Source organism: Paenibacillus nitricinens (genome assembly GCF_052056485.1).
In the GTDB taxonomy this organism is placed as follows: Bacteria; Bacillota; Bacilli; order Paenibacillales; family Paenibacillaceae; genus Paenibacillus_AQ; species Paenibacillus_AQ nitricinens.
On the sequence record NZ_CP183948.1, the window covers coordinates 876066 to 899183 of the forward strand.

The following is a 23118-nucleotide window of genomic DNA, read 5'->3' on the forward strand; positions in this document are numbered from 1 at the left end:
ATGAGGAGTCATGTGGAGTCATTTCTTTCAGAAGTTATATCATCGCTTCTCTATTCGCTCTTATTTCAGCATCAGGACCAAGCTGCTCTTTTGCTTTCTTATTGTCACTATTATTCCACTGTTGTCGCTGGGAGCCCTGAACTATTATCAATCAGCCAAAGTTATCAACTCCCAATTCGGGAAATACGGGGAGAACACCGTGGCACAGCTTGATCAGCAGATCAGTTCTGCTTTGAACCGGATGAATCAGACGACAGGAGCGATCTATTCGTATCTCCTTGATCCTGCGCGGGCGGGGTTAGGTGATCATGTACCGACTACGTATCAGGAGATTATGGATAAAGATGACTTCGAGGCACTTCTTAAATCACTTAAGGCGGATCTGACAAGAGGGATTTATTTAATTACCCGCTCTGGTTATTACTATGGAGAGAATAATCTGGATGTCAGTAAGCTTAACGATATTCCCGCCTGGCGGGCCATTACTTATTCATCTAAAGGTCCCTATTGGCTGGGATTCTATCCTATGAATCATGACATGGGAGATTCGAATACCGGGGAACCTATACTGGGGCTCGCCGTACGGATTAATAATCCGGCGGGATCCCAGCATGGAAGCACGATCTTAATTGAAGAGGATGCGCAGGTTCTTCTGGATATGTTCCATATGTTTGAGGAGGATACCAAAGCACATTTGACGATAACTGATACAGAGGGACAGCCCATTTATCAGTCAGAATCACCGTTCACCCCGAACGACAAAGATGTGGTGTGGAATAGGACACTGGCAGCCAATGGATGGAAGATTGAAGCGAGGCTGCCATCCAAAGCCTTCTATTTTTCCTCAAGCCTGATCCGTTATAATACAGTACTTGTAGCCATTGTTTCTTGTCTCCTTGCCTTTGGGCTAGCTTATATATTCTCATCAAAATTCACAGCTCGCATTCGCAGGCTGAAAGACTCGATGCAGAAGGTCAGCTTTGGCAAGCTGCATACGAGGACCCTGGTGGAAGGCAAAGATGAACTCGGGAGCTTGGATACCAGCTTCAATCGTATGGTGGGGGGAATTCAATCTCTTGTCCAGGAAGTGGAGCAGAGTGAGCGGCTAAAGAAGGAGGCCGAGCTGAAGGCATTCCACTACCAAATTAATCCTCATTTGCTTTTCAATACACTGAATTCTATCCAGTGGAAGGCAAGGCTTCAAGGGGCGGAGGATATCCGCCAAATGCTCTATCATCTGACGATGGTGCTTGAAGGAAATCTGGATATTTCCCAGGAGTTGATCCTTCTGGGCCGTGAACTCCGTATGATTGAGCATTTTCTGAAAATCCAGGAGATTCGTTATGGAGCCACGTTCCGCTATGAACAGACTTGCGACGATGACCTTAAGTCGTATCTGATTCCCCGTATGACCCTTCAGCCGCTCTTTGAGAATATCTTTTTTCATGGTTTTGAAGACGGGAAGGGGAATATTTCGTTAAGTGTACGGGAGGAAGGCGAGCATCTGTTGTTAACCTTGTCTGATGACGGTGCAGGGATTACGGAAGAGAACCTGAGGGCACTTAGGCTTGCAAAGCCGGAAAGTAAACCGCAGGGACGCGGGGGACTCGGCGTTCAGAACGCCAACCAGAAGTTCAAGCTTCATTTCGGACCACAGTATGGCTTAACGGTTCAATCCACGAAAGGTGAAGGCACTACTATCGTAATTCGGTGGCCTAAGAAGGAGGAGAGTCCGCATGGAGACAACCAAGACCATTAAAGTGTTAATTGCAGATGATGAGAGTATCGTGCGCAAAGGGCTTCGCTCCACAATACCTTGGCATAAATATGGGATGGAAGTGGTGGCAGATGCGCCGAACGGCCTTAAGGCCTGGGAGGCCTACCAGATTCATCTGCCCCAAATCGTGATTACCGATATCGTCATGCCAGAGATGAATGGGATTGAACTGTTACGCAGAGTTAAAGAAGTGGATAAGGACACCCGGATTATTCTGCTGAGCTGTCACCGTGACTTCGAATTCGCCCAGCAGGGAATTAAGCTTGGTGCTTCAGGATATCTGCTTAAGACAGCCTTTGAAGATGAAGAATTGGAAGGAATGCTGGAGAAGTTCCAGAGAGAACTGACATCCCCTGCTCCCGCAGTGGATCCTGAAACAAGCGAAATCTATGGAGAACGGCTGGGCTCTCTCTTGTTTGCCTGGCAGAGTGGGTATAACAGCAAATTTATTGACGAAATGGATAAGCTCATTGGGGAAAAGCTGCCGCTGAATAGGGAACCCTTGTATATTTATTTGGTCAAAACCTGTGGATGCGATCATACCTATCTGGATCTCGTTAAGGTTCATGAGGATGGGAATAGCCGGGTACCCCACAGTGCTTCTGTTATCATCCCTTATGGTGAGAACCTGTGCTACTGGATTGTACCTGGTAACGAGTTGGAGACTGCGGGCAGTCTGCTCGTTCAGTTGAAAAGCCAATCCGATAAGCTGAATTGGGCCAAGAGAGGACCGTTGCACGACGCTGAAGACCTAAGCAAAGCCTTCATGGCGCTTCACAAGGAAGCGGAAGTGGAGAAGCTGCATGGAATTTCGTCCCAGGACTGGCCTGAACCGATCTGGAAGGCCGTGAAGCTACTGTACGAGAACCCTGGAGCGGACTGGTCGGTTAGTGATTTGGCGGGCCAGGTGGGGCTTAGCCGAAGCCATTTCTCGATCCTATTTAAGAAGACACTCGGCGACAGCTTTGTGGCTTTCCAATATAAACGGAAGCTTAAGCTGGCCAAGGAGTTGCTGCGGGATACGCAGTTGACAATGCAGGACATTGCGGAGCGAACAGGGCTGGGAGACAGCAAATACTTCAGCAAATGGTTCAAGCGTTGTACGGGGCAGACGCCTAGTCATTACCGGATACAACAAAAAGACGACGTGATTCGAACAGATGAACACCCCAGCCTGTAAATCGAACAAAAGTACACAAACATTCGAATAGATATCCGTTTTGAACCGCTTTCATAAAAGTTAAGATGAAAGCGGTTCAATTATTATAACCTCATTCAAAGGGGAGGCTGCTACAGTGAAAAAGAAAATTTCTCTTATAGTACTTGCCACAACATTAATGGCAACTATGATCACGGCTTGCGGGGGGAAGAATGAGAGCTCAACATCCACAGGTACCGCAGGCTCAGGGGAGACGAAGACGCTTCGCTTTGCGACATGGGATACCGGAGATGCGCTCAAGATTGAGCAAGACATCGCCAAGAAATTCGAAGCAGCCCATCCGGGCACAAAGGTTCAGGTAGAGGCGTATGCAGACGGTTTTGATCAGAAGCTTGCCGCTGGATTCGGGGCGACTAATCCGCCGGATGTGATGTATATGTGGGATTTTCCAACCTATCATCAATCTCTGGAACCACTGGACAGTTATTCGAGCAAAGATGAAGAATTAAACATTGAAGATTTCTATCCGGGATTATTCAATTATGGAAAAATTGACGGCAAGCTTTATGGTATTCCGGCAGGGTTCACCACTCGTGTGGTCTATTACAACAAGAAGTTGTTCGATGAGGCAAAGCTACCTTATCCAAAGGATGGATGGACATGGAAAGAGTTCCAGGACATCGCGGCCAAGCTTAGTGATAAGTCGAAGAAGCAATACGGATTCGGGGTTCGTGCAGAGAACGATACGTATGACCTGCAGAGCTTCGTATGGAGCAACGGAAGCTCTTTCATCTCAGATGATGGGAAAACGATTGAAGGATTTATGAACAGCAAAGAGACAGCGGAGTCCATCCAGATGCTCGGCGATATGGTTAAGAACGGTTCGGCTGTGCTGACCGGAGGTAAAGGCCAGCAGAGTGGAGACGATATTTTTAAAGCCGGTAAGATCGCGATGTGGGAGAGCGGTATCTGGCCGCTGGAATCGTTTAAGACGGCAGGCATAGATGTAGGTACGGTCGAAATCCCAGCCTTTCCTGGCAAACCAGTCAAAGGAGTGCTTGCAGAATCCGCCTTGTCGATCGCCAAGGATTCGAAGCAGAAAGATCTGGCTTGGGAATTCGTGAAATTCTATGTGTCCAATGAATCGATCAAGATGCGTGTGGCTGATCTGCCTGTAAGGGTCAGTGTCGTTAATGAGCTGAAGAAAGATCAGGACCCGCTCTATAAACCTTATTACACGATGCTGGAGCGTTCCAGCAACACACCGGCGTTCCTGCTCAATCCGAAATGGAATGAAGTAAACCGCCAGCTCTCGGCGGCGGTAGAAGCGGTTATGCATGGCAGCAATGCCCAGGAAGTGCTCAATCAGGCTGTTAAAGACAGTGAACGTTATTTGAAATAACACATTTACAGAAAGAAGGTTAAGAGATGGCTCAGACCTTTCTGCATCAAGCAGGGGAGCCTATGGCCGAGCTCAAGCCGACACGAAAACGTAAATGGGGTAGGGCAATTCCCTACCTCTTCATTTTTCCATGGATCTTCGGATTCCTCGTGTTTACCTTGGGGCCATTGTTGTTTTCCCTTATCATCTCTTTTTTTGATTGGCCGATTGTTGGCGAAGTACATTTTATCGGGTTTGGCAATTATGCGGATATGTTTACCGATGACCCGCTGTTCTGGACCTCACTCGGGGTTACCCTCAAATTTGCGGCATTGTTTGTTCCATTGAACATCATTGTGGCGCTTGGGCTTGCGATTCTCTTGAATCAGAAGACTCGGGGCAGTGCCATCTTCCGGACCGCCTTTTATATTCCCTCGGTTATATCCGGTGTCGCTCTGGCTATGATCTGGTCTTGGGTGTACAGCGGCGATTATGGGATTCTGAATTACTTCCTGTCCCTTATCGGCATTCAGGGTCCGGATTGGCTCAACGATAAGCAGTGGTCATTAGTAGCGATGGTGGTCGCAAGTCTCTGGGGACAAGGCTCGATGATGCTGATCTTTCTGGCTGGCCTCAAAGGGATTCCAAAAGACCTTTATGAATCCGCTTCCATTGATGGAGCAGGCAAGATCAGACAATTCTGCAGTGTGACCATTCCAATGATCACACCGACGATCTTATTCAACCTGATTACTTCCATCATTGCAGCCTTCCAGCAGCTGACCCTGGCGTTATTGCTGACCGGAGGCGGTCCAATGAGAGCAACTTATTTCTACGCCATGTACATGTATGAGAATGCGTTCAAGTATTTCAAAATGGGATATTCGGCAGCTAACGCTTGGTTTATGTTCCTGATTGTGCTCAGCTTGACCTTCATTGTGTTCAAGTCCTCGGAAGCCTGGGTGTTCTACGAAGGTGAAATGAAGAAGAATCCTCAGAAGAAGCAGAAGGCTCAAGGAAGGAGACGTTCATTGTGAAGAAAATACTCGTATACGTGCTGCTGCTTTTTTTCTCACTGTTGTTTGTGGCCCCGTTGTTCTGGGCGGTTACGACTGCGCTGAAGTCACAGTCCGAGCTGTATCTTTTTCCACCTAAATGGATTCCATCCGTGTGGAAGTTCAGCAATTTTGCAGAGGCGTGGAACATTCAGCCCTTCAATATATTTCTGAAAAACACACTGCTGATCACCATCCTGTCGACACTAGGCCAACTGATTTCATGCACGCTCGTTGCTTATGGATTCGCGAGATTCCAGTTCAAGGGCAGAGACTTTCTGTTCCTGGTTGTGCTGGCAACGATGATGATTCCGTGGGAGGTTACCATGATCCCACAGTATATGTTGTTCAACGGTCTAGGATGGATTAATACGCTAAAACCCCTAATTGTACCATCCTTCTTTGGGTCTGCTTATTTCATTTTCCTGCTGCGGCAGTTCATTCTTACGCTTCCTCGTGAGCTGGACGAAGCAGCTACAATCGACGGAGCCAACAAGCTGACCGTATTGACGCGGATTATTGTTCCGCTGATGAAACCTTCGCTGATCTTAATCGCTGTGTTTCAGATTATGGGATGTTGGAATGATTATCTCGGTCCGCTTATTTTCCTTAATGACCAGACGAAATACACATTGACCCTAGGACTCTCACAGTTCAAAGGGATGTACGGTGTGGATATGCAGTCCATTATGGCGATTACTTGTCTGATCTCGATCCCGCCGCTGACGATCTTCTTCTTCGCGCAGCGCTACATTGTTGGAGGCATTGCGACTACAGGCATTAAAGGTTAGTTGGCTAGAGAAAAGAGAGGAGAAATGAACCATGACACAGCAAATGATCGCGAGGGATTGGGATGATCTTGGCATCCTTCAGCGGGGTCGGGCCCAAAGCCGGACCTACTTCATCCCCTATTCTGACTCGTCAGAGGCACTAACTTACAACAGGGGAAGCTCACCCTGGTTCAAATCCCTGAATGGCATATGGAAGTTCAACTATGCAAAAGGTCCAAAGTGGGCACCAGACGACTTCTATGAGGAAGAGTATGATACTTCCGGCTGGGATGAGATTCAGGTACCAGGGCACTGGCAGCTACAAGGTTATGGAACTCCGCATTATACGGATTTATATTATCCGTTCCCGGCAGATCCCCCACATGTACCTGATGAGAATCCGACAGGCAGTTATGTAAGAGAGTTCATGTTGCCCGAATTCTGGAATGGGCGGAATGTCGCCATTAAGTTCGACGGGGTGGATAGTGCGTTTCATATTTGGGTGAACGGTAAATCGGTCGGCTATAGTCAGGGCAGTCGCCTCACCTCAGAATTCGATCTCACTCCTTATGTGAAAGCCGGACGCAATACCTTAGCCGTTAGAGTGTACCAATGGTCGGACGGCAGTTATCTGGAAGATCAGGATATGTGGTGGATGAGCGGGATTTTTAGAGATGTGTACCTGCTCGCCGAGCCGTCTTCGCTCCGCATTGCTGATTATCGGATTGTAACGGAACTGGATGAATCTTACCGTGATGGGATCTTGTCCGTTCAAGTGAACATACAAGGGGAAGCCACGGCACAGGGCCGTCTGCACCTTGAGCTGCTTAAACGGACTGGTGAATCTGTTACCCTGGCTGAGACTGAGGCTACTGTAGGAAGAAATGTGCAGCTTGTTATGCCGGTAGGCCAACCGGAGCTATGGAGTGCGGAATCGCCACATTTATATCATCTACTGATTACTTTGCGGAATGAAAGTGAGGAAACGGTAGAGGTGGTGGCCCAGCGGGTTGGATTCCGCACAGTTGAGGTGTGTGGTGGACAGTTCTTGGTGAACGGAAAGGCGATTCAACTCAAAGGGGTCAATCGTCATGATCATCATCCTGATACCGGCCGCACAGTTACCGTATCCACCATGATGCAGGATATCAAGATGATGAAGCAATACAATATCAACGCCGTAAGAACCGCCCACTATCCGAATGATCCCCGGTTCTATGATCTGTGTGATGAGTACGGTTTATATGTTATGGAAGAGACCGATCTGGAGACACATGGATTCGAACTACTTGGCAACATTTCCAGACTCAGCGATGATCCCTCTTGGCAGGGAGCCTATGTGGAGCGCATGCAGCGGATGGTCGAGCGCGATAAGAATCATCCTTCCGTGATCTTTTGGTCGCTGGGGAATGAGTCCGGCTTCGGCTGCAATTTCCGGGCGATGGCACAGTGGTGCAGAGAAGCTGATCCGACACGGCTTATTCATTACGAAGAAGACCGCGAAGCTGAAGTCTGTGATGTGGTAAGCACGATGTACTCCTCTGTTGAGAAAATGGAAGGCTTCGGTCAGTTGACTGACCATCCTAAACCGCACATTCTGTGTGAATTCGCGCATGCCATGGGCAACGGACCGGGTGGATTAAGACCTTATTTTGATATTTTTGAGAAGTACGACAGACTTCAGGGCGGTTTTGTGTGGGAATGGATTGATCATGGGTTGAGTTGGAAGACAGCAGACGGGAAGGCTGATTACGCTTATGGCGGGGACTTCGGTGATGTGCCAAATAACAGCAACTTCGTCATAGACGGTCTGGTCCGGCCGGACCGGACGCCATCACCGGGCCTACTTGAATACAAGAAAATTATCGAGCCGGTGCGGGTCGAGCATATAAGCAGGAATATAGTAAATGTGATTAATTGCTATGATTTCCTAACACTAGATCACCTTCATGCTGACTGGAGCATCACCACGGATGGGCAAACCGTTCAGAGCGGGGCACTTGCACTGCCAGAGATTGAAGCGGGCGGACAGGCAGAAATGGAGATTCCATACGACCATAGTCTTGATGTTCTTCATCGCAGTGCGGATGCGGAACGGTGGCTGAACATCCGTTTCTCCATCGCGGCGGACTGCCCTTGGGCAGAGCAGGGGCATGAAGTAGCTTGGGCCCAGTTTCTAATGAAGGATGAGGTGGAGCATAAAGTTGAGAGTGAGCTGATCAGGCAGCATCTTCATTGCACGGAAGCTGCTGGGCAGATCATTCTCGCAAATGATGACTTCCGTATGGTTTTGGACACGCGGAGCGGGCGAATCCATTCGCTTCATCTGAATGGCAAGGCACTGATGAAGGCCGGACCGCGGCTGAATTTCTGGCGTGCGCCGATCGACAATGATATGTATGTGCTGCCGGACTGGCGCAAAGCACACCTCGATCGGCTAACGGAACGTGTTGATGAGGTGAGTTGGACCCGGCTTGATGAAGGAACCCTTCGCATCGCTGTAAGCTCAAGGATTGCTCCACCCGTTTTTGATTGGGGGTTCCGCTGTGTAACCACCTATACCGTAACCGGCACAGGGCAGATCACTATGGATGTACAGGGCACACCTGAAGGCAAACCGCCAGAGATGCTTCCAAAGATTGGGCTCCAGATGGAGATTCCAGGTGATCTGGATCGGGTGAAATGGTATGGCCGGGGACCTGGTGAGAATTATTCGGACAGCAAAGAGGCATGTCGTGTTGGTGTGTATACAGCTTCGGTCGATGGACTATTCACTCCATATATATATCCACAGGAGAATGGTAACCGGACGGATGTCAGATGGATATCCATCACAGATGCATCAGGGCTTGGGCTGCTTGCCGCGGGGAATCCAACGCTTGAATTCAGCGCGCGCCGCTATACAGACAAGGATCTTGAAGAGGCAAAACATGCAAGTGCGCTTGTTCCGCGCGACTTCGTCACGCTAAATCTGGATTACCGGCAGAATGGGCTGGGCAGCAACAGTTGTGGGCCTGCTCAGATGCCGGATCATAAGGTAACATCGGGAGCTTTTACATTCCGTATAGAACTCACTCCATTTTTATTAGAAGATACATCGCCGGAGTGGCTTGCTAGACAAATACTGCTTGGGTCACCACAACTATAGCAATGAGAGGAGGAGGCAGCATGCTCCATACACAGGATGTACTCAATTTAAGCGGAAAGATTGCTGTTGTTACCGGAGGAGCATCAGGTATTGGCCTTGCGACGGCTGGGTTACTTGCAGATTTTGGAGCACATGTGGTTGTGCTGGACATCAATGTAAGGCAAGGGGAGCAGGCTGTTCAGGAGATGAAAGGGCGGGGAGGGATCGCCAGCTTCCACCGCTGCGATGTCTCCTCTTCGGAGGATTGCAAGCGTGTAGCTACAGAGATTGATAACGCACACGGAAAAGTTGATATTCTATTCAACAATGCGGGGATTATCCGTCGCAAGACGGTTGTCGAGCTTGAGGAAGCTGACTGGGATTTGGTGATGGATGTATCGCTTAAGGGAGTCTATCTACTCTCCAAATATATGATACCCGTGATGGAGCGCGGAGGTGGAGGCAGCATCATTAATACCGGCTCCGGCTGGGGCCTTAAAGGCGGGGACCGTGCCGCTTCCTACTGCGCGGCCAAGGCGGGTGTGGTCAACCTCACCCGGGCGATGGCCATTGACCACGGCCCTGCGAACATTCGCGTGAACTGCGTGTCCCCGGGTGACACGGATACGCCGCTTCTGCGTGATGAAGCCAAGCAGCTTCATCAGGACGAAGCTGCCTTCCTGGTGGCCTCGGCGGGGGGCCGACCATTGGAGCGGTTGGGCACACCACGTGATATCGCGAATGCGGTATTGTTCTTAGCCAGCGATCTGTCTTCTTGGGTCACTGGAAGTGTACTTGTTGTGGATGGCGGAGGTATTGCCTAACAACTAAAGAAACGAATCATTTCATTTAAACAACCTTTTAAGGACGGAGGCGTTAAGCATGTCTGAACACAGAACGTATGCCCATCCCTATATTCCGAACACAGTACCGGAAGTCCAGGAGGCGATGCTGAAGGAAATCGGCTTGAGCTCCATCGACCAGCTTCATGATGCGATTCCGGACAGTCTAAAACTCAAGCGGGAGATGAATCTTCCTCCGGCTATGCATGAATATGAGCTTCGCCGGCATATTGAGGCTCTGCTTGCGAAGAACAAGCATGGCGCTGATTATATCAACTTCCTCGGAGCTGGATGCTGGCAGCATTTCGTTCCGGCAGTATGCGACGAAATTAACCAACGATCGGAGTTCGTGACGGCTTATGCCGGAGAGCCTTACGAAGACCACGGTCGATTTCAGGCTTTGTTCGAGTATCAGAGTCTGATGGCTGAGCTCGTCGATATGGATGTAGTTAACGTTCCTACCTTCGACTGGGCACAAGCGGCCTCCACGGCTATCCGCATGGCAGGCCGAATTACAGGTCGCAGCATTGCGCTGCTCTCCAGATCTGTCGATCCGGATAAAGCCAAGATCATTAGCAATTACTGTACACCTGTAATGGAAATTCGGTACGTGGAGATTGATCCAGTGACAGGAAAGATAGATCTGGATGATCTGCAGAGCAAGCTTGAGGAAGGAACGGCGGCATTCTACTTCGAGAATCCGGGGTACCTCGGCGTTATTGAGGATCAAGGCGCTGAAATATCTGCGCTTGTGCACGAGGTGAACGCAATCTCTATTGTGGGCGTTGATCCGATCTCTCTTGGTGTAATGGAACCTCCAAGTCGTTACGGCGCTGATATTGTTTGTGGGGATCTGCAACCGTTGGGCATGCACATGAACTATGGCGGAGGTCAAGCCGGATTCATTGCTACTCGGGATGAAGAGAAATATGTGATGGAATATCCGTCCCGCCTGTTCGGTATTGTTCCCACAGAAGTGGAAGGGGAATACGGCTTTGGCGATGTGGCCTATGAGCGTACATCCTTTGCCCTCCGGGAGAAGGGGAAGGAGTCAGTGGGAACACAGACAGCACTATGGGGGATTACCGCCGGAGTTTATCTCTCCTTGCTTGGACCAGTGGGTATGCAGGAAATAGGGGAGACCATTATGCAGAAATCCCAATATGCGGCGGATAAGCTGTGTGCCATTCCTGGTGTCTCTTTACGGTTTAAAGATACAGCTTTTTTCAAAGAATTTGTCTTAGATTTTAACGAGACCGGCATATCTGTTGCTGAGATTAACAAGCGCCTTTTGGAAGAAGGGATTTTTGGAGGAAAAGATCTGTCATCCGCTTATCCTCAGTGGGGACAATGTGCCCTTTACTGTGTAACTGAAATTCATATGCAGGCAGATCTGAACCGGCTTGCGTTAGCTATAGGGCGCATTGTCTACAAGAATCAGTAGCATAGAAGAGGAGGAGGAAAGTCATGAAACGGATTCGTAGAGACCACAAGGTGCGCCGCTTTCACCAGGCCAAATGGGATGAACCGGTGATCTTTGAGCTTCATCGGTCAGGGGAGCGCGGAGTGATCCCACCATACACCGAGGCTGGAATTGCCGAAGTTGTCGGCCAAGGCTCCGCCCGAATTCCATCAGTCATGCGGCGAAAAGAAGCACCAGCACTGCCTGAGATTGGTCAGGCCAAAGTTCTTAGGCATTATTTAAGACTCTCCCAAGAGACTTTGGGTTCCGATTTTAACGTAGAGATCGGACAGGGGACTTGTACGATGAAATATATCCCCCGGATCAATGAAATGCTTATACGTACCCCTAATCTGATGGAGCTGCATCCTCTGCAGGATGCCGGATCGGTTCAGGGTATCCTGGAAATCTACTATAAGCTGGACCTAGCGATGCGTGAAATATCAGGGATGAACGCCTTCTCGTTTCAGCCAAGCAGTGGCACTCAAGCCCTCTTGGCTATGGCTTCTATTGTCCGTGCATATCACGATTCACGTGGCGAGGGAGATCAGCGGGATGAGATCATTACGACCATCTTCTCACATCCATCTCAAGCGGCAACCGCAGCGGTTAAGGGATATAAGGTTATTACACTGCATCCGGATGAAGACGGATTTCCTGATCTTGAGAAGCTGAAGAATGCTGTCTCCGAACGCACAGCAGGTTTCGTCGTGGCCAATCCGGAAGACACCGGCATTTACAACCATCGTATCCGTGAGTTCACGGACGTGGTTCATGAAGCAGGCGGAATCTGCTTCTACGATCAGGCAAACGCAAATGGACTGCTCGGCATCACCCGGGCCAAGGAAGCCGGGTTTGACATGTGTTTCTTCAACCTGCATAAGACCTTTGCCGCGCCTCATATGTGTGGGGGACCAGCTACAGGCGCTCTTGGGGTAATCGATGCTCTTAAGCGTTTCCTGCCGGGGCCGCTTGTTGACTGGGACGGCAGCCATTATGTCCTTGCAGAGCAAAGCGATGACAGTATCGGTAAAGTCCGCAGCTTCCACGGCGTGGCCCAGACTGTGCTACGCTCCTACGCCTGGATTATGAGCCTGGGCCCAGACGGCCTTAAGAATGTGGCTCAAATCGCTGTCCTGAATAATAATTACTTGTATCACAAAATTCTGCAAATCCGCGGAGCCAGCGCGCCTTACATGAAAGGTCAGCGTCTTGAACAGGTAAGGTACAGTTGGAAACAGCTTACGGATGAGACTGGGGTAACGACAGAAGATATCACCCGTCGGATGTGTGATTTCGGCCTGCACTATTGGACGTCCCATCATCCGTACATCGTTCCGCAGCCATTTACGCTGGAGCCGACCGAATCTTATTCGAAGGAAGATCTTGATGAATATATCGAGACGCTGGCCCATATTTCGAATGAAGCTTACACGCAGCCGCATATCGTTAAGTTAGCTCCGCACAGCAGCACCGTTCACCGGAATGTGGAATCTTCTCTAGATGATCCTGCAGAATGGTGTATCACGTGGCGGGCTTATCTTAAGAAGACAGAGCCTGTATAGGGTTTGGCCCCACACATTTATTAATAATACATTGGAAAGCAGAAGGGCTCCGTTCGGAGCCCTTCCTGTTTGACTGTATCACCATGGAAAGGGGTTATGGTTATGTCTGGGTATATGAGGGACTTGCTGCGTCTGTCCGTCGGCGTCCGCCGGTTTCTTATGACCGAAGCTATGTATGGCATCGGCATCGGTATGTATTCGCTAGTTCTTAATTTACATTTATTGTCCAAAGGAATGAAGGAGGATGAAATCGGACTGCTCATGTCCATAGGCATACTGATCATGGGGGCATTGGCTATTCCTGTATCCATATCAGCAAACCGTATAGGACGTAAAAAGCTGCTGGTATCTGGCATCCTGTTTATAGCAGCAGGGAGTGCACTCTATGCGATAGGTAATCGTTCCAGTATATTCTATTTGGCTCAAGCTTTGGTCTCGATCGGGCTTACTCTTGTAGAGACGACTGAGGTACAGTTGCTATTCCACTATTGTGCCTCGCGCAAGGAAGAAGCAAGTGCCTTCTCCCTGATGTTTGCCGTGTTTACGGCATTTACAGGGGCAGGAACCCTGGCTGCCGGATATCTGCCGAATTTGGCTGATAGCGGGGAAGGATATGTGCTTACGCTGCTGCTTGCTGCACTGGTTTTCGTTGTTCACAGTATGATTAGAGGACTCTGGCTTCCCTCTGAGGGGAGGGAAAACGAAACGGTTAGAACGTCTGAAGTTCTGGAAGTGAACCGTGAAGTTTCTAGCTTGAGGAAGAAGCTGCCTTCCGGCACACTCTGGCTGTTCTCGGTATTCATGGCCCTGCTCGGAGGAGCGATAGCCATCACGGGGTCATTTCTTAATGTAATTGTGAAGTATAGACTGAACTGGATGGATGATAAAGTGTCAATTCTGCTGGCGGTAAGCGGAGCTGTTTTGTTTGCAGCTTCTTTAATGACGCCTTATGTATTAGAGCGTTTTGGCCACAATGTGGCCATCGTATCTGTCTTTTTGGTTAACATACTCGTGTTCGCCTCTTTATCCTGGGCTATGCCGGTCTGGATGTTCACAATTGTGTTTCTGGTTCGCGGGGGAGGGCTTACGATGCTGTCTAATCTGCTGGACAGTCAGTTGATGTCTGCCTTTAAGGAGCGGGAGAGGAATCTCTACGCAGGGATGAGATCCGTGTTTCGGAGCCTCGGATCATCCGGCGCCGCTCTGCTTACCGGATGGATTTTGATTGGACAGGATTATGAAATCCCCTTTTTTCTGACATCTGTAGTATTGCTACTCTGTCTAGTTTATTACATCTGGTTCATACGCCCAATTCTGGATAAAAGGCTGAAAGAATAATTTAATCTGAACAGCAGCATGCATAAATATATAAGGGGCTGTCTAAAACCCATATAAAATGGATATAGGACGCCCCTTTGCTTAAATCCATCCAAAGAAGAATTTATATCTTATGGGCTTGTTGTTTCTTTGTGCCCACTCCTTAATTTCGTTCATGCCATTAACCGTATTCTCTTTTTTAAAAGTAAAGTACAGCTGTATTGGAACTAACTTTTTATCAACAGTCTTAAATCCAATTCGTTCACCATCGATAAATACTGAGCTTATTTCATCCGCATCGTATCTTTTCTTATTTAAAGAAACAATATAATTGTCGCCAATTGTAATACTCTTAGAACTAATCCATCGATAAAGTACAAATATGATAATAATGAAGATAAAGATGAACCATATTCTTGGAAAGAAGAATAGAAATTCAGATGTGCGGCTAGTACTATTATACATAGTAATTATCAAGGAAACTTCAAAAAAACACATTGCAATTAATGTTTTCATTACGTTTGGATATTTGATTGAAAAAGATGTTTGATGAAATCCCAAGTCGCTCCATCCTTTCTCCTGTAATTCAAATTCTATACAGTTATTATCCTCATTAATTTTACCATATATTGAGATCTCGATGCTTGATCAAGTTCCTATACTGCTCTATTAGTGAAGACGTAGGGCCCCTTATCAGGAGTAACCATTGAATTACAAAGCTTTGGAAGTTATACTTTGATGAGAAATACGGACCCGCTTATCATTTAACAGATCCGTCCTTTATAAGGTATGGATCTTATTTTTCGTATGAATATATTCATTCAGATATGGAGGCGCGACATTGCAGCTAATCAATCAATCCGAAATACAAGATAGGATCGACCTGCTTAAAGATCAGGATCTGTATATCCATCTTGAGATGACAACGGGAGCATACGCTGCCCATTTCGATAGTTCTAAACATCCGGCGGCTACTTTCATTACTAATGCTGTGATCCGATATTCCCATGGTTCGATTTCCGGCAATGGACCTTATCGGGTCGGCTTAAAAATGTCACAGGGCTGGGTGTACTCGGAAGGATTAACTCACTATGAAGAGAGTGAGACAGAAAGATTGATTCTGGCCGGGCATGACAGTCAAGGCAAACTGGTCGTATCTTTACAATTAAGCCGGGAGCCGTTCTAATGGTAGAGGAGATGAGGAGTTCAGTGGAAAGACATATTCTAGTTATATTACCGCATCCGGATGACGAAGCCTTCGGTATCTCTGGAACGCTTGCTAAGCATGTGCAAAACGGCACCCAAGTCACCTACGCTTGTCTGACACTTGGAGAGATGGGCCGGAATATGGGCGTTCCGCCATTTGCAAACCGGGTAACCCTCCCACAGATACGTAAGAAGGAGCTGGAACAATCCTGCCGAGCGATTGGAATACAGGATTTGAGAATGCTTGGTTTCCACGATAAGACGATTGAATTTGAGGATCAAGCGCTGCTAGATAGCCACATTGATGCGCTTCTGAAGGAGCTTAATCCCTCACTGATCCTTACATTCTATCCGGGGTACAGCGTTCATCCTGATCATGATGCGACCGGAGCTGCGGTGGCTCGAACCGTTGGAAGACTGCCTAAGGCAGAAAGACCACCTGTGCACTGCATAGCTTTTGCCAATAATATTGAAGAGATTGGAAAGCCTCAGGTCACCATTGATGTGAAAGATTTCCTGAAGCAAAAGATGGCGTCCATTCAGGCGCATAAATCCCAATTCCAAGCCGCTGAACTGTTAGGCAGCAAAACGCTAGAGGATAAAGAAATCCAAGATCGTTTTGGAACAGAGCATTTCTGGATCTATCCATTTGAATGATATTAAGTCCGGGCATAAACGCTCGGGCTTTTTCTTTGGGACCCACTGCTGTGGGCATGCTTTATTTTTCTAATATAAGGCATGAATAGCTGTGTCTTTTTCGAATATATGGTAAGGTTTAGGAGGTCGATTAACCAAACCGGTTTCGTTAGGCCAGGAGGTGTATTCGTTTGAAAAAATCATATTTCAATCTCCTTTGTGGAATAGTCATTCTTTTGCTGGTATTCACTGCATGCAGTAAGGAAAGACCCAAGTATGCAGAGCTTTTCACACATGTGGAAGAGCATCGGGCTGTGTTCATGCAGCCGCGTGAAGAAGGGCTTGCTGCTTTGCAAATTGCGGATACTGTGGGTGAATACGATACAACCTTGGGTACAATTATGCAGGATGATATCTTATCCGTGAATCAAAAGGAATTTATACAGCAGATTGTGGTAGATGTTAAGACCAATAAAATCATTGGTTATCGGGTAGGAACCGTTTTTCCCAGATCGGAAAGCGGCTATCAAAATGCGAGAGAACTGGTGCGCGCTTTTCTGGAGCATTACAAACCTGTGGAAGATGAAGAGGCTGAAAAAGTCGAGAAATCAGTCCAAACGATTGACAGGATGGCTCTTCCGCTAAAGCCATTAACAGGCTCTATCGAAGAATCATGGTCATACGGCAAGGGCGAGGATAAATTGTATATAACCTATAGGATGTCGAACAGTTTTCAAGGTGATGATGAATTGCCTTTGAACTTTTATTTCAGCTATGAGAGGGAGTAAGGAACGAAGAGATAAGATGTGATTTACAAAAAAATACACAAGGACTATTATATTTCTATAGGTAATTATATCCTTTTTTCCCTAAACAATTGTTCGGACTAAATAACTGGAGGATCAAATGAAAAAGCACGACAAAATCATTTCCTTCATCTTCATACTTGTTATGATGGTGACGGCTATTTACTGGGCCATTTCGACTCAGAGCTGGACCATGCTGGGCACCCTCGCTTCTGTGGTCTGTTTCGGGCTTTTTGCGCTATTGGGGCTCCGCACTATACCTGTATTGACGGATTTTCTTTTGACGAATCCAGCACCTGAAGTGACTTGGAAGAGTAAGGAGCAAGATAGAAGACAGGCGTGGCTTTATATTATTGGATGGATATTGGCGAGTCGTATCCTGCTTATGCTCATCGGTTATGCATTTTTGATTATACAGAATGGTTATTCAGGCGGCCTGTTTAGCAAAATCGCCGAGACTTGGCATATTTCTGGGATCGATGCTTCAAGTTATCTGGGGATTGCCGAGAACTGGTACGTGACAGAGGGAGATCCAAAGTTCCATATTGTGTTTTTTCCTTTTCTCCCAAATTTAATTAAAGTAGTTCAGGTATTCGTAGGCAATTATCTTGTCGCTGGATTCATCGTTTCCAATATCTCATCGATTGTCGCTGCATTGGTTGCTTATGAACTGGCAGCATTAGACATGCATCGAAAGAATGCCATGCGAGTTGTGAAGTATATTTTTATATTCCCTGCCGCGTTCTTTTTCTTCATTCCGATGACCGAATCTTTATTTCTAGCCCTATCGTTGATGTGTTTATATTTTGTGAGAAAAAAGGAATGGCTGATCGGGTGCTTATGCGGTGCACTTGCAGCATACACACGTTCTCCCGGAGTGCTTCTGATTGTACCGGTTGCGATTGAATTTGGACGGGATCTGATGGGCAACTATAAGCGATTAAGTAACAAAGCCTTTATACATAGAATCATCAGCGCCGTCAGTTTTCTCGCTATCATATCAATGGGCTTGCTGGCCTATCTGTTTATTAATTATCATGTGACGGGAAATGCGTTTCAGTTCAGTATTTATCAGAGAGAGCATTGGTCTCAGCGGTTTTATCTCTTTTTTGATACGGTAAGATATCAGATAGAATATGCTGTGGGCACCTTTAAGAGTGGAGATAGTCGTTCTTTTCTCGGCTTATGGCTGCCCAATTTAATCGCTATATTCTCAGCACTTATTATCATGTTCTTGGGTGCAAAAAAGATACGACCTTCATACACCGCTTATTTCATCGTGTATTTTGCGTTCGTAGTGGGAGCTACCTGGCTGCTGTCAGCCCCGCGGTATTTGCTTGTTGCATTTCCACTAGCTTTTGCTGCTGTTGCGCTCACTGAAGAGAAATCAAAGGATGCTATCCTTACTGTAGTTTCTGTTGTGGGGAGTCTTTTGTATTTAGCGATGTTTGTGGCAGGATATCCAGTGTATTGAGGACCCTTTCATTTTTTTATATTATAAGATAAAATGATTGAAACTGGTTTCAAAAACTGTCCCTATCTGGAGTGAGTGTAGAAATGGCAAATATTTTAGATGTGGCGCGTCTAGCAGGAGTGTCTAAGACAACCGTATCCCGAGTAATAAATAACTATCCTCATATTTCAGCAGATAAAAGAGAATTGGTATTAAAAGCAATGGAAGAGCTTGAATATACACCAAATCTCTCGGCAAGAAGATTAAGAGGACAAGTGACAACAACGATAGCTGTCGTAGTTCCTAGAATTGTGAATCCTTTTTTCTCCTACTTAGTTGATTCCATAGAGAAGGTTGGTTACAGAAACGGCTACCAAACCTTGATATGCCAGACTAATGAGGATAAGGAGAGAGAGTTAACCTATCTAAATTTGTTGAAGACCAAACAAGCGGACGGTATCATCATGGCATCTATTGAGAATGATTGGGAAGTCATTGAACCGTACACTGAATTTGGGCCTATTGTGTTATGTAATGAATATGTGAGTCATGCAAAAATTCCGATGATTCGGCTGGATCAATTTAAAGGTACATACTTAGGAATCAAGCACCTAATTGAAAGAGGTCACCGTAAAATTGCTTACTGTACGGGAGGTCTGTTTACCGAGGTCGGGAAAGATAAAGACCGTAACCTAGGTTATCAAAAAGCATTGGAAGAAGCCGGGATTCAAGTGAATCCTAACTGGATTTTGGTCAACCAGCATACCATTGAAGATGGGAAAAGAGTAATGAAGCTCTTGCTTGAAATGAAGGATCGTCCAACCGCCGTGTTTACAGGCAGTGATGAAATTGCTGGTGGCTTGATGATGGCTGCAAAAAAGGAAGGGTTAAGTATCCCACGAGATCTGGCGATCATTGGTTTCGATGACCAGCCCCTCGCTGAAATGCTGGATCCCGCATTAACGACTATACGGCAGCCTATAGAGCAGATGGGGCGTAAGGCAGGGGAAGTTCTTATGAAGATGCTGGATGATTCCAATGTAGAGCCAGTTACTTATGAGCTTCCGGTTGAACTGGTAGTCCGAGAATCTACTTAACACTGATAAGCGAATTTGCAATGCAGACTCGCTTTTTTAGTTTTCTTTATTGGTATCGATACCACTTGTATATGATCAATAATTAACTGCAATAACCTTGTTTATCAGTGGTTGTTCTGAATAATTTATAAACTTAGCTTTAAATTATATTGAAACCGATACCAAGTGATGTTACAATACAGGCAAGAAAGCTTTCTAGGATATAAAGCAGCTAAATGAATGAAGGGATTTTTGAATTAATGAAAACGGTATCAATCTGATGTTCAGACTTTTATAGGGGTCTAGCATATAAAAAAAGCACAAAATGGAGGGGTTTTGTTTGAAAAAGATATCTGTTTTATTATTTGTTCTTTTGCTTGCTGTTTCATTGACAGCTTGTGGTGGATCCGACGGAGCGGGATCAAGTCCGGCAGCGAACTCGAAGGATGAACAAGTCAGCATAATTATTACGAACGGAAAAGGTGAAATCGCTTCCCAATGGGAACAAGCAGCTAAAGATTTCATGGCAGCGAATCCGAATATCAAGGTTGAGGCTGTCTCTGGAGCTGTTGGTGATACCGTTAACTTGCTGGATAAACTTACGGCATCCGGTAAAACGGTAACTATGGCGATGATGTCCCCCGATTCCATTGTGAACAAATATAAGGATTTCGGTATAGATCTTTCAGGTGAGAAATGGAATGAAGAAACGGTTTATGGCGTTAAAGACGCAGAGGGGAAAATTGCCGGCTTTCCATTCTCAATAGAAGGCTTCGGTCTCGTATATAACAAGAGTGTACTTGATAAGGCCGTTGGCGGCACTTTCGATCCGCATTCTATTAATACCCGTGACAAACTAAAAGAATTATTAGATCAAATTAAAGCTTCCGGTGTGAAATATCCGGTTGCCTATCAAACCGAAAACTGGTCTGTAGCGAACCATTACAGTACACAGTTTGTGAATCAGGCAGAAGATCCAAACACAATTGTAGATCAACTAAAAGCGGGAACATTCGATTTAGCAAGTAATGATATTTGGAATGGTTACTACGATACGATGGATCTACTGGTATCGAAAGAATATAACAAATATGGTGAACGTCCACTGGGCAAGTACTATGACGATGCGCATGTAAGTGTGGGTAAAGGGGAGTCAGCTATTCTGTTTAACGGAAACTGGGCCTATGATTCATTGCAAGCCGTTAGTGGAGAATCCTTCGGATTTATACCTGTTCCGGTAGATAACAATCCAGACAATCCACTTAACAATAAGATTGCGGCAGGTCCAACTAATATCCTGGTCATTAATAAAGCGGCAACGCCGGCTGAGCAAGAAGCAGCTAAGAAGTTCCTGAATTGGCTCGTATACGATGAAAAAGGTCAAGATTTTCTGGTGAATCAGTCACAAGTGGTCTCCGCTTTTAAGAACAACACTTTGAAAGTGAACAATCCACTCGGATCAGCGATTGCGGATGCTGTGGTAGCCGGCAATACGATGCCGTTCAGTTCAAACTATGTGAAGGTGGAAGATTGGGGTAACATTCTTGCACCGGATATTCAGAAATATATCGCTCAAAAAGAATCCCGTGCCGATCTTGCCAAAGCTATTGAAACCTATTACAAAAGCCAAAAGTAATTAATCATTTGCTGAATTGGGGAAGCGGGTTGGGTTCACTCTCGCCTGTTTCCTCCTTAAAGCAATTAGGGGTGTGCTAAACGTATGATATCAGAAAAACGTCTGATCAAACGAATGGGCAACCAGTTATTTTTCACCGGTCCCACGATCATTTTCTTTACGATTGCAGTACTGATTCCTTTTGCATATGGATTATATCTGACCTTTACCAATATGACCTCTCCATTAAATCCGATAGAGTTCTCAGGTTTAGCTAACTATAAGACAGCATTTACGGATTCCAAGTTTTGGGATTCTCTTTTATTGACCGTTAAGTTTGTTGTGACAACCGTTATTATCATTAATATTCTCGGTTTTATATTGGCTTATTTAGTGACTTCCGGAGTGAAGATGCAAAATTTCTTTCGAACCTCTCTGTTCACACCGAATTTGATTGGCGGCTTGATTTTGGGTTACATCTGGCAGTTTATATTCGTACAAACTATGCCTTCTATTGGTGAGAAGTTCGGGATAGAGTGGCTGCGTTTAGGGTGGCTAGGGGATGAACATTTGGCTTTCTGGGCCATTGTTATCGTGTCGATCTGGCAATCTGCGGGCTATATGATGATCATCTTTGTGGCTGGTTTAGTTAATGTGCCAAAGGATGTAGTGGAAGCAGCCACGATTGATGGCGCCAATGGATGGCAACGGTTGAGAAAAGTTACTTTACCGCTGATGGTCCCTTCCTTTGTAGTTACCATCTTTTTAACGCTGAAGAATGCCTTTATGGTTTACGACGTTAACTATTCTCTAACAGCAGGCGGACCCTATGATAGTACAACCATGGTATCGATGCATGTGGTGAAAAAGGCTTTTATCGAAAATAATTATGGTGTGGGTCAAGCGGAAGCCTTTGTGCTGTTTGCTATCGTTGCAATTGTTACGGGTCTGCAGGTTTATTTCAGTAAGAAATTGGAGGTTGCTGCATGATGAATGCTAGACGAAAAACTTCCGTGATTCTGACGTATTTATTTTTGGTTATGTTTTTCATCATTTTTGTTTTTCCGTTCTTTCTTATGATCGTCAATTCCTTCAAGAGCAATGGTCAAATTCTCGAAAGCCCCTTTTCACTGCCGACCAGCTTAAACTTTGGGCATTTTGCTGAAGTCATTGATAAAATGAATTTTTTTGTCTCGTTTAGAAATACAGTCGTAGTCACCTTTTTCAGTGTCCTATTCATTGGTGTTTTTGCAGCAATGACCGCCTATTACATGGTGAGACATTCGACTAAATTCAATAATGGTTTCTTCGCACTAATGGTGGCTTCCATGATTATTCCGTTTCAGTCCATTATGATTCCTCTGATTTATATCTACGGGGCAAAACTTCACTGGATCGATGCAGCGCCTATTCCATTATTGATTATTCTTTACATCGGCTTCGGAAGTGCGTTATCGGTATTTATGTACCATGGTTTTGTGAAGTCGATTCCTTATGAATTGGAAGAAGCGTCTCTGCTGGATGGATGTAATCGTAGACAAACATTCTTTAAGATTGTACTGCCTATGTTGGCTCCAACATCAGTGACCATTGCGATTCTGAATGTGTTATGGATTTGGAATGATTATCTGCTACCTTCACTGGTACTGACTAAGGATAACCATTTTACAATGCCTATTAAGATGAAGGTGTTTAACGGAACGTACATGAATAACTGGGAGCTGTTGATCCCAGCACTTCTGTTAACGATCTTGCCGATTCTTATTGCTTATTTGTTTGGTCAACGTTACATCATAAGAGGCGTTAGCCAAGGAGCAATTAAATAAGATAAAGAATGCCCTAGACTCGGGTGCTGGAGGAAGTGTGGAGTT

The 23118-nt window shown here is 46.2% G+C and carries 19 protein-coding genes; 18 read left to right on the forward strand and 1 reads right to left on the reverse strand.

Annotation, left to right across the window (positions count from 1 at the left end; all coding sequences use genetic code 11):
• Positions 1-10: 10 nt before the first annotated feature.
• The 10 genes from ACN6KS_RS03915 (at position 11) to ACN6KS_RS03960 (ending at position 14476) form a co-directional block, all read left to right on the forward strand.
• Complete coding sequence (locus ACN6KS_RS03915; RefSeq protein ID WP_341133755.1) at positions 11-1759, forward strand: cache domain-containing sensor histidine kinase; 1749 nt, start codon at positions 11-13, stop codon at positions 1757-1759.
• Entirely contained in the window at positions 1737-2957 is a 1221-nt protein-coding gene (locus ACN6KS_RS03920; protein ID WP_440961407.1) for a response regulator transcription factor, read from the forward strand. Before ACN6KS_RS03915 ends, ACN6KS_RS03920 begins: the two co-directional genes overlap by 23 nt.
• A 157-nt stretch (positions 2958-3114) precedes the next feature.
• The gene (locus tag ACN6KS_RS03925; protein ID WP_440962367.1) at positions 3115-4338 is read left to right on the forward strand and encodes an ABC transporter substrate-binding protein; all 1224 of its coding nucleotides are present in this window, start codon (positions 3115-3117) and stop codon (positions 4336-4338) included.
• Between the two features lie 62 nt (positions 4339-4400).
• Positions 4401-5354 carry a carbohydrate ABC transporter permease gene (locus tag ACN6KS_RS03930; RefSeq protein WP_341136046.1) on the forward strand — a complete coding sequence of 318 codons (954 nt, stop codon included), beginning with the start codon at positions 4401-4403 and terminating at the stop codon, positions 5352-5354.
• Positions 5351-6163 (forward strand): carbohydrate ABC transporter permease, encoded by an 813-nt coding sequence (locus tag ACN6KS_RS03935; RefSeq protein WP_341133758.1) that lies wholly within the window; start codon positions 5351-5353, stop codon positions 6161-6163. Before ACN6KS_RS03930 ends, ACN6KS_RS03935 begins: the two co-directional genes overlap by 4 nt.
• A 31-nt stretch (positions 6164-6194) precedes the next feature.
• A complete protein-coding gene (ebgA, locus tag ACN6KS_RS03940; RefSeq protein WP_440961408.1) occupies positions 6195-9290 on the forward strand; it encodes a beta-galactosidase subunit alpha in 3096 nt (1031 codons plus the stop codon).
• Between the two features lie 20 nt (positions 9291-9310).
• A complete protein-coding gene (locus ACN6KS_RS03945) occupies positions 9311-10093 on the forward strand; it encodes an SDR family NAD(P)-dependent oxidoreductase (protein WP_341133760.1) in 783 nt (260 codons plus the stop codon).
• A gap of 58 nt (positions 10094-10151) precedes the next feature.
• Complete coding sequence (gene gcvPA, locus ACN6KS_RS03950; RefSeq protein ID WP_341133761.1) at positions 10152-11555, forward strand: aminomethyl-transferring glycine dehydrogenase subunit GcvPA; 1404 nt, start codon at positions 10152-10154, stop codon at positions 11553-11555.
• Between the two features lie 23 nt (positions 11556-11578).
• Positions 11579-13138: an aminomethyl-transferring glycine dehydrogenase subunit GcvPB gene (gene gcvPB, locus ACN6KS_RS03955; protein WP_341133762.1), complete on the forward strand. Its 1560-nt coding sequence runs from the start codon at positions 11579-11581 to the stop codon at positions 13136-13138.
• A 102-nt stretch (positions 13139-13240) separates the two neighbouring features.
• A complete protein-coding gene (locus tag ACN6KS_RS03960) occupies positions 13241-14476 on the forward strand; it encodes an MFS transporter (protein WP_440961409.1) in 1236 nt (411 codons plus the stop codon).
• Between the two features lie 81 nt (positions 14477-14557).
• Here the strand turns inward: ACN6KS_RS03960 and ACN6KS_RS03965 are convergent, their stop codons facing one another.
• Positions 14558-15016, reverse strand: coding sequence for a hypothetical protein (locus tag ACN6KS_RS03965; protein WP_341133764.1), 459 nt, complete (start codon positions 15014-15016; stop codon positions 14558-14560).
• A gap of 280 nt (positions 15017-15296) precedes the next feature.
• Here ACN6KS_RS03965 and ACN6KS_RS03970 point away from each other — a divergent pair, with 280 nt between their 5' ends.
• The 8 genes from ACN6KS_RS03970 to ACN6KS_RS04005 all read left to right on the forward strand — a co-directional run bounded on the left by ACN6KS_RS03970 (position 15297) and on the right by ACN6KS_RS04005 (position 23073).
• Positions 15297-15641 carry a YojF family protein gene (locus ACN6KS_RS03970; protein WP_440961410.1) on the forward strand — a complete coding sequence of 115 codons (345 nt, stop codon included), beginning with the start codon at positions 15297-15299 and terminating at the stop codon, positions 15639-15641.
• Between the two features lie 23 nt (positions 15642-15664).
• Positions 15665-16318, forward strand: coding sequence for a bacillithiol biosynthesis deacetylase BshB2 (bshB2, locus tag ACN6KS_RS03975; RefSeq protein ID WP_440961411.1), 654 nt, complete (start codon positions 15665-15667; stop codon positions 16316-16318).
• 170 nt (positions 16319-16488) lie between these two features.
• Positions 16489-17085: a hypothetical protein gene (locus tag ACN6KS_RS03980; protein ID WP_094876811.1), complete on the forward strand. Its 597-nt coding sequence runs from the start codon at positions 16489-16491 to the stop codon at positions 17083-17085.
• Positions 17086-17203: 118 nt separating this feature from the next.
• Complete coding sequence (locus tag ACN6KS_RS03985) at positions 17204-18577, forward strand: hypothetical protein (RefSeq protein WP_280788943.1); 1374 nt, start codon at positions 17204-17206, stop codon at positions 18575-18577.
• A gap of 83 nt (positions 18578-18660) precedes the next feature.
• Entirely contained in the window at positions 18661-19653 is a 993-nt protein-coding gene (locus tag ACN6KS_RS03990) for a LacI family DNA-binding transcriptional regulator (protein WP_440961412.1), read from the forward strand.
• 319 nt (positions 19654-19972) lie between these two features.
• The gene (locus tag ACN6KS_RS03995; protein WP_094870014.1) at positions 19973-21268 is read left to right on the forward strand and encodes an ABC transporter substrate-binding protein; all 1296 of its coding nucleotides are present in this window, start codon (positions 19973-19975) and stop codon (positions 21266-21268) included.
• A gap of 84 nt (positions 21269-21352) precedes the next feature.
• Complete coding sequence (locus tag ACN6KS_RS04000; protein ID WP_094876815.1) at positions 21353-22237, forward strand: carbohydrate ABC transporter permease; 885 nt, start codon at positions 21353-21355, stop codon at positions 22235-22237.
• Complete coding sequence (locus ACN6KS_RS04005; RefSeq protein WP_094876838.1) at positions 22237-23073, forward strand: carbohydrate ABC transporter permease; 837 nt, start codon at positions 22237-22239, stop codon at positions 23071-23073. Before ACN6KS_RS04000 ends, ACN6KS_RS04005 begins: the two co-directional genes overlap by 1 nt.
• The last annotated feature ends 45 nt before the right edge of the window (positions 23074-23118 follow it).

Bases quoted from the DNA above. Each gene is read 5' to 3' on its own strand.
- ACN6KS_RS03915 (WP_341133755.1), top strand. From the start codon at position 11: ATGTGGAGTCATTTCTTTCAGAAGTTATATCATCGCTTCTCTATTCGC.
- ACN6KS_RS03920 (WP_440961407.1), top strand. From the start codon at position 1,737: ATGGAGACAACCAAGACCATTAAAGTGTTAATTGCAGATGATGAGAGT.
- ACN6KS_RS03925 (WP_440962367.1), top strand. From the start codon at position 3,115: ATGGCAACTATGATCACGGCTTGCGGGGGGAAGAATGAGAGCTCAACA.
- ACN6KS_RS03930 (WP_341136046.1), top strand. From the start codon at position 4,401: ATGGCCGAGCTCAAGCCGACACGAAAACGTAAATGGGGTAGGGCAATT.
- ebgA (WP_440961408.1), top strand. From the start codon at position 6,195: ATGACACAGCAAATGATCGCGAGGGATTGGGATGATCTTGGCATCCTT.
- ACN6KS_RS03945 (WP_341133760.1), top strand. From the start codon at position 9,311: ATGCTCCATACACAGGATGTACTCAATTTAAGCGGAAAGATTGCTGTT.
- gcvPA (WP_341133761.1), top strand. From the start codon at position 10,152: ATGTCTGAACACAGAACGTATGCCCATCCCTATATTCCGAACACAGTA.
- gcvPB (WP_341133762.1), top strand. From the start codon at position 11,579: ATGAAACGGATTCGTAGAGACCACAAGGTGCGCCGCTTTCACCAGGCC.
- ACN6KS_RS03960 (WP_440961409.1), top strand. From the start codon at position 13,241: ATGTCTGGGTATATGAGGGACTTGCTGCGTCTGTCCGTCGGCGTCCGC.
- ACN6KS_RS03985 (WP_280788943.1), top strand. From the start codon at position 17,204: ATGAAAAAGCACGACAAAATCATTTCCTTCATCTTCATACTTGTTATG.
- ACN6KS_RS03990 (WP_440961412.1), top strand. From the start codon at position 18,661: ATGGCAAATATTTTAGATGTGGCGCGTCTAGCAGGAGTGTCTAAGACA.
- ACN6KS_RS04000 (WP_094876815.1), top strand. From the start codon at position 21,353: ATGATATCAGAAAAACGTCTGATCAAACGAATGGGCAACCAGTTATTT.
- ACN6KS_RS04005 (WP_094876838.1), top strand. From the start codon at position 22,237: ATGAATGCTAGACGAAAAACTTCCGTGATTCTGACGTATTTATTTTTG.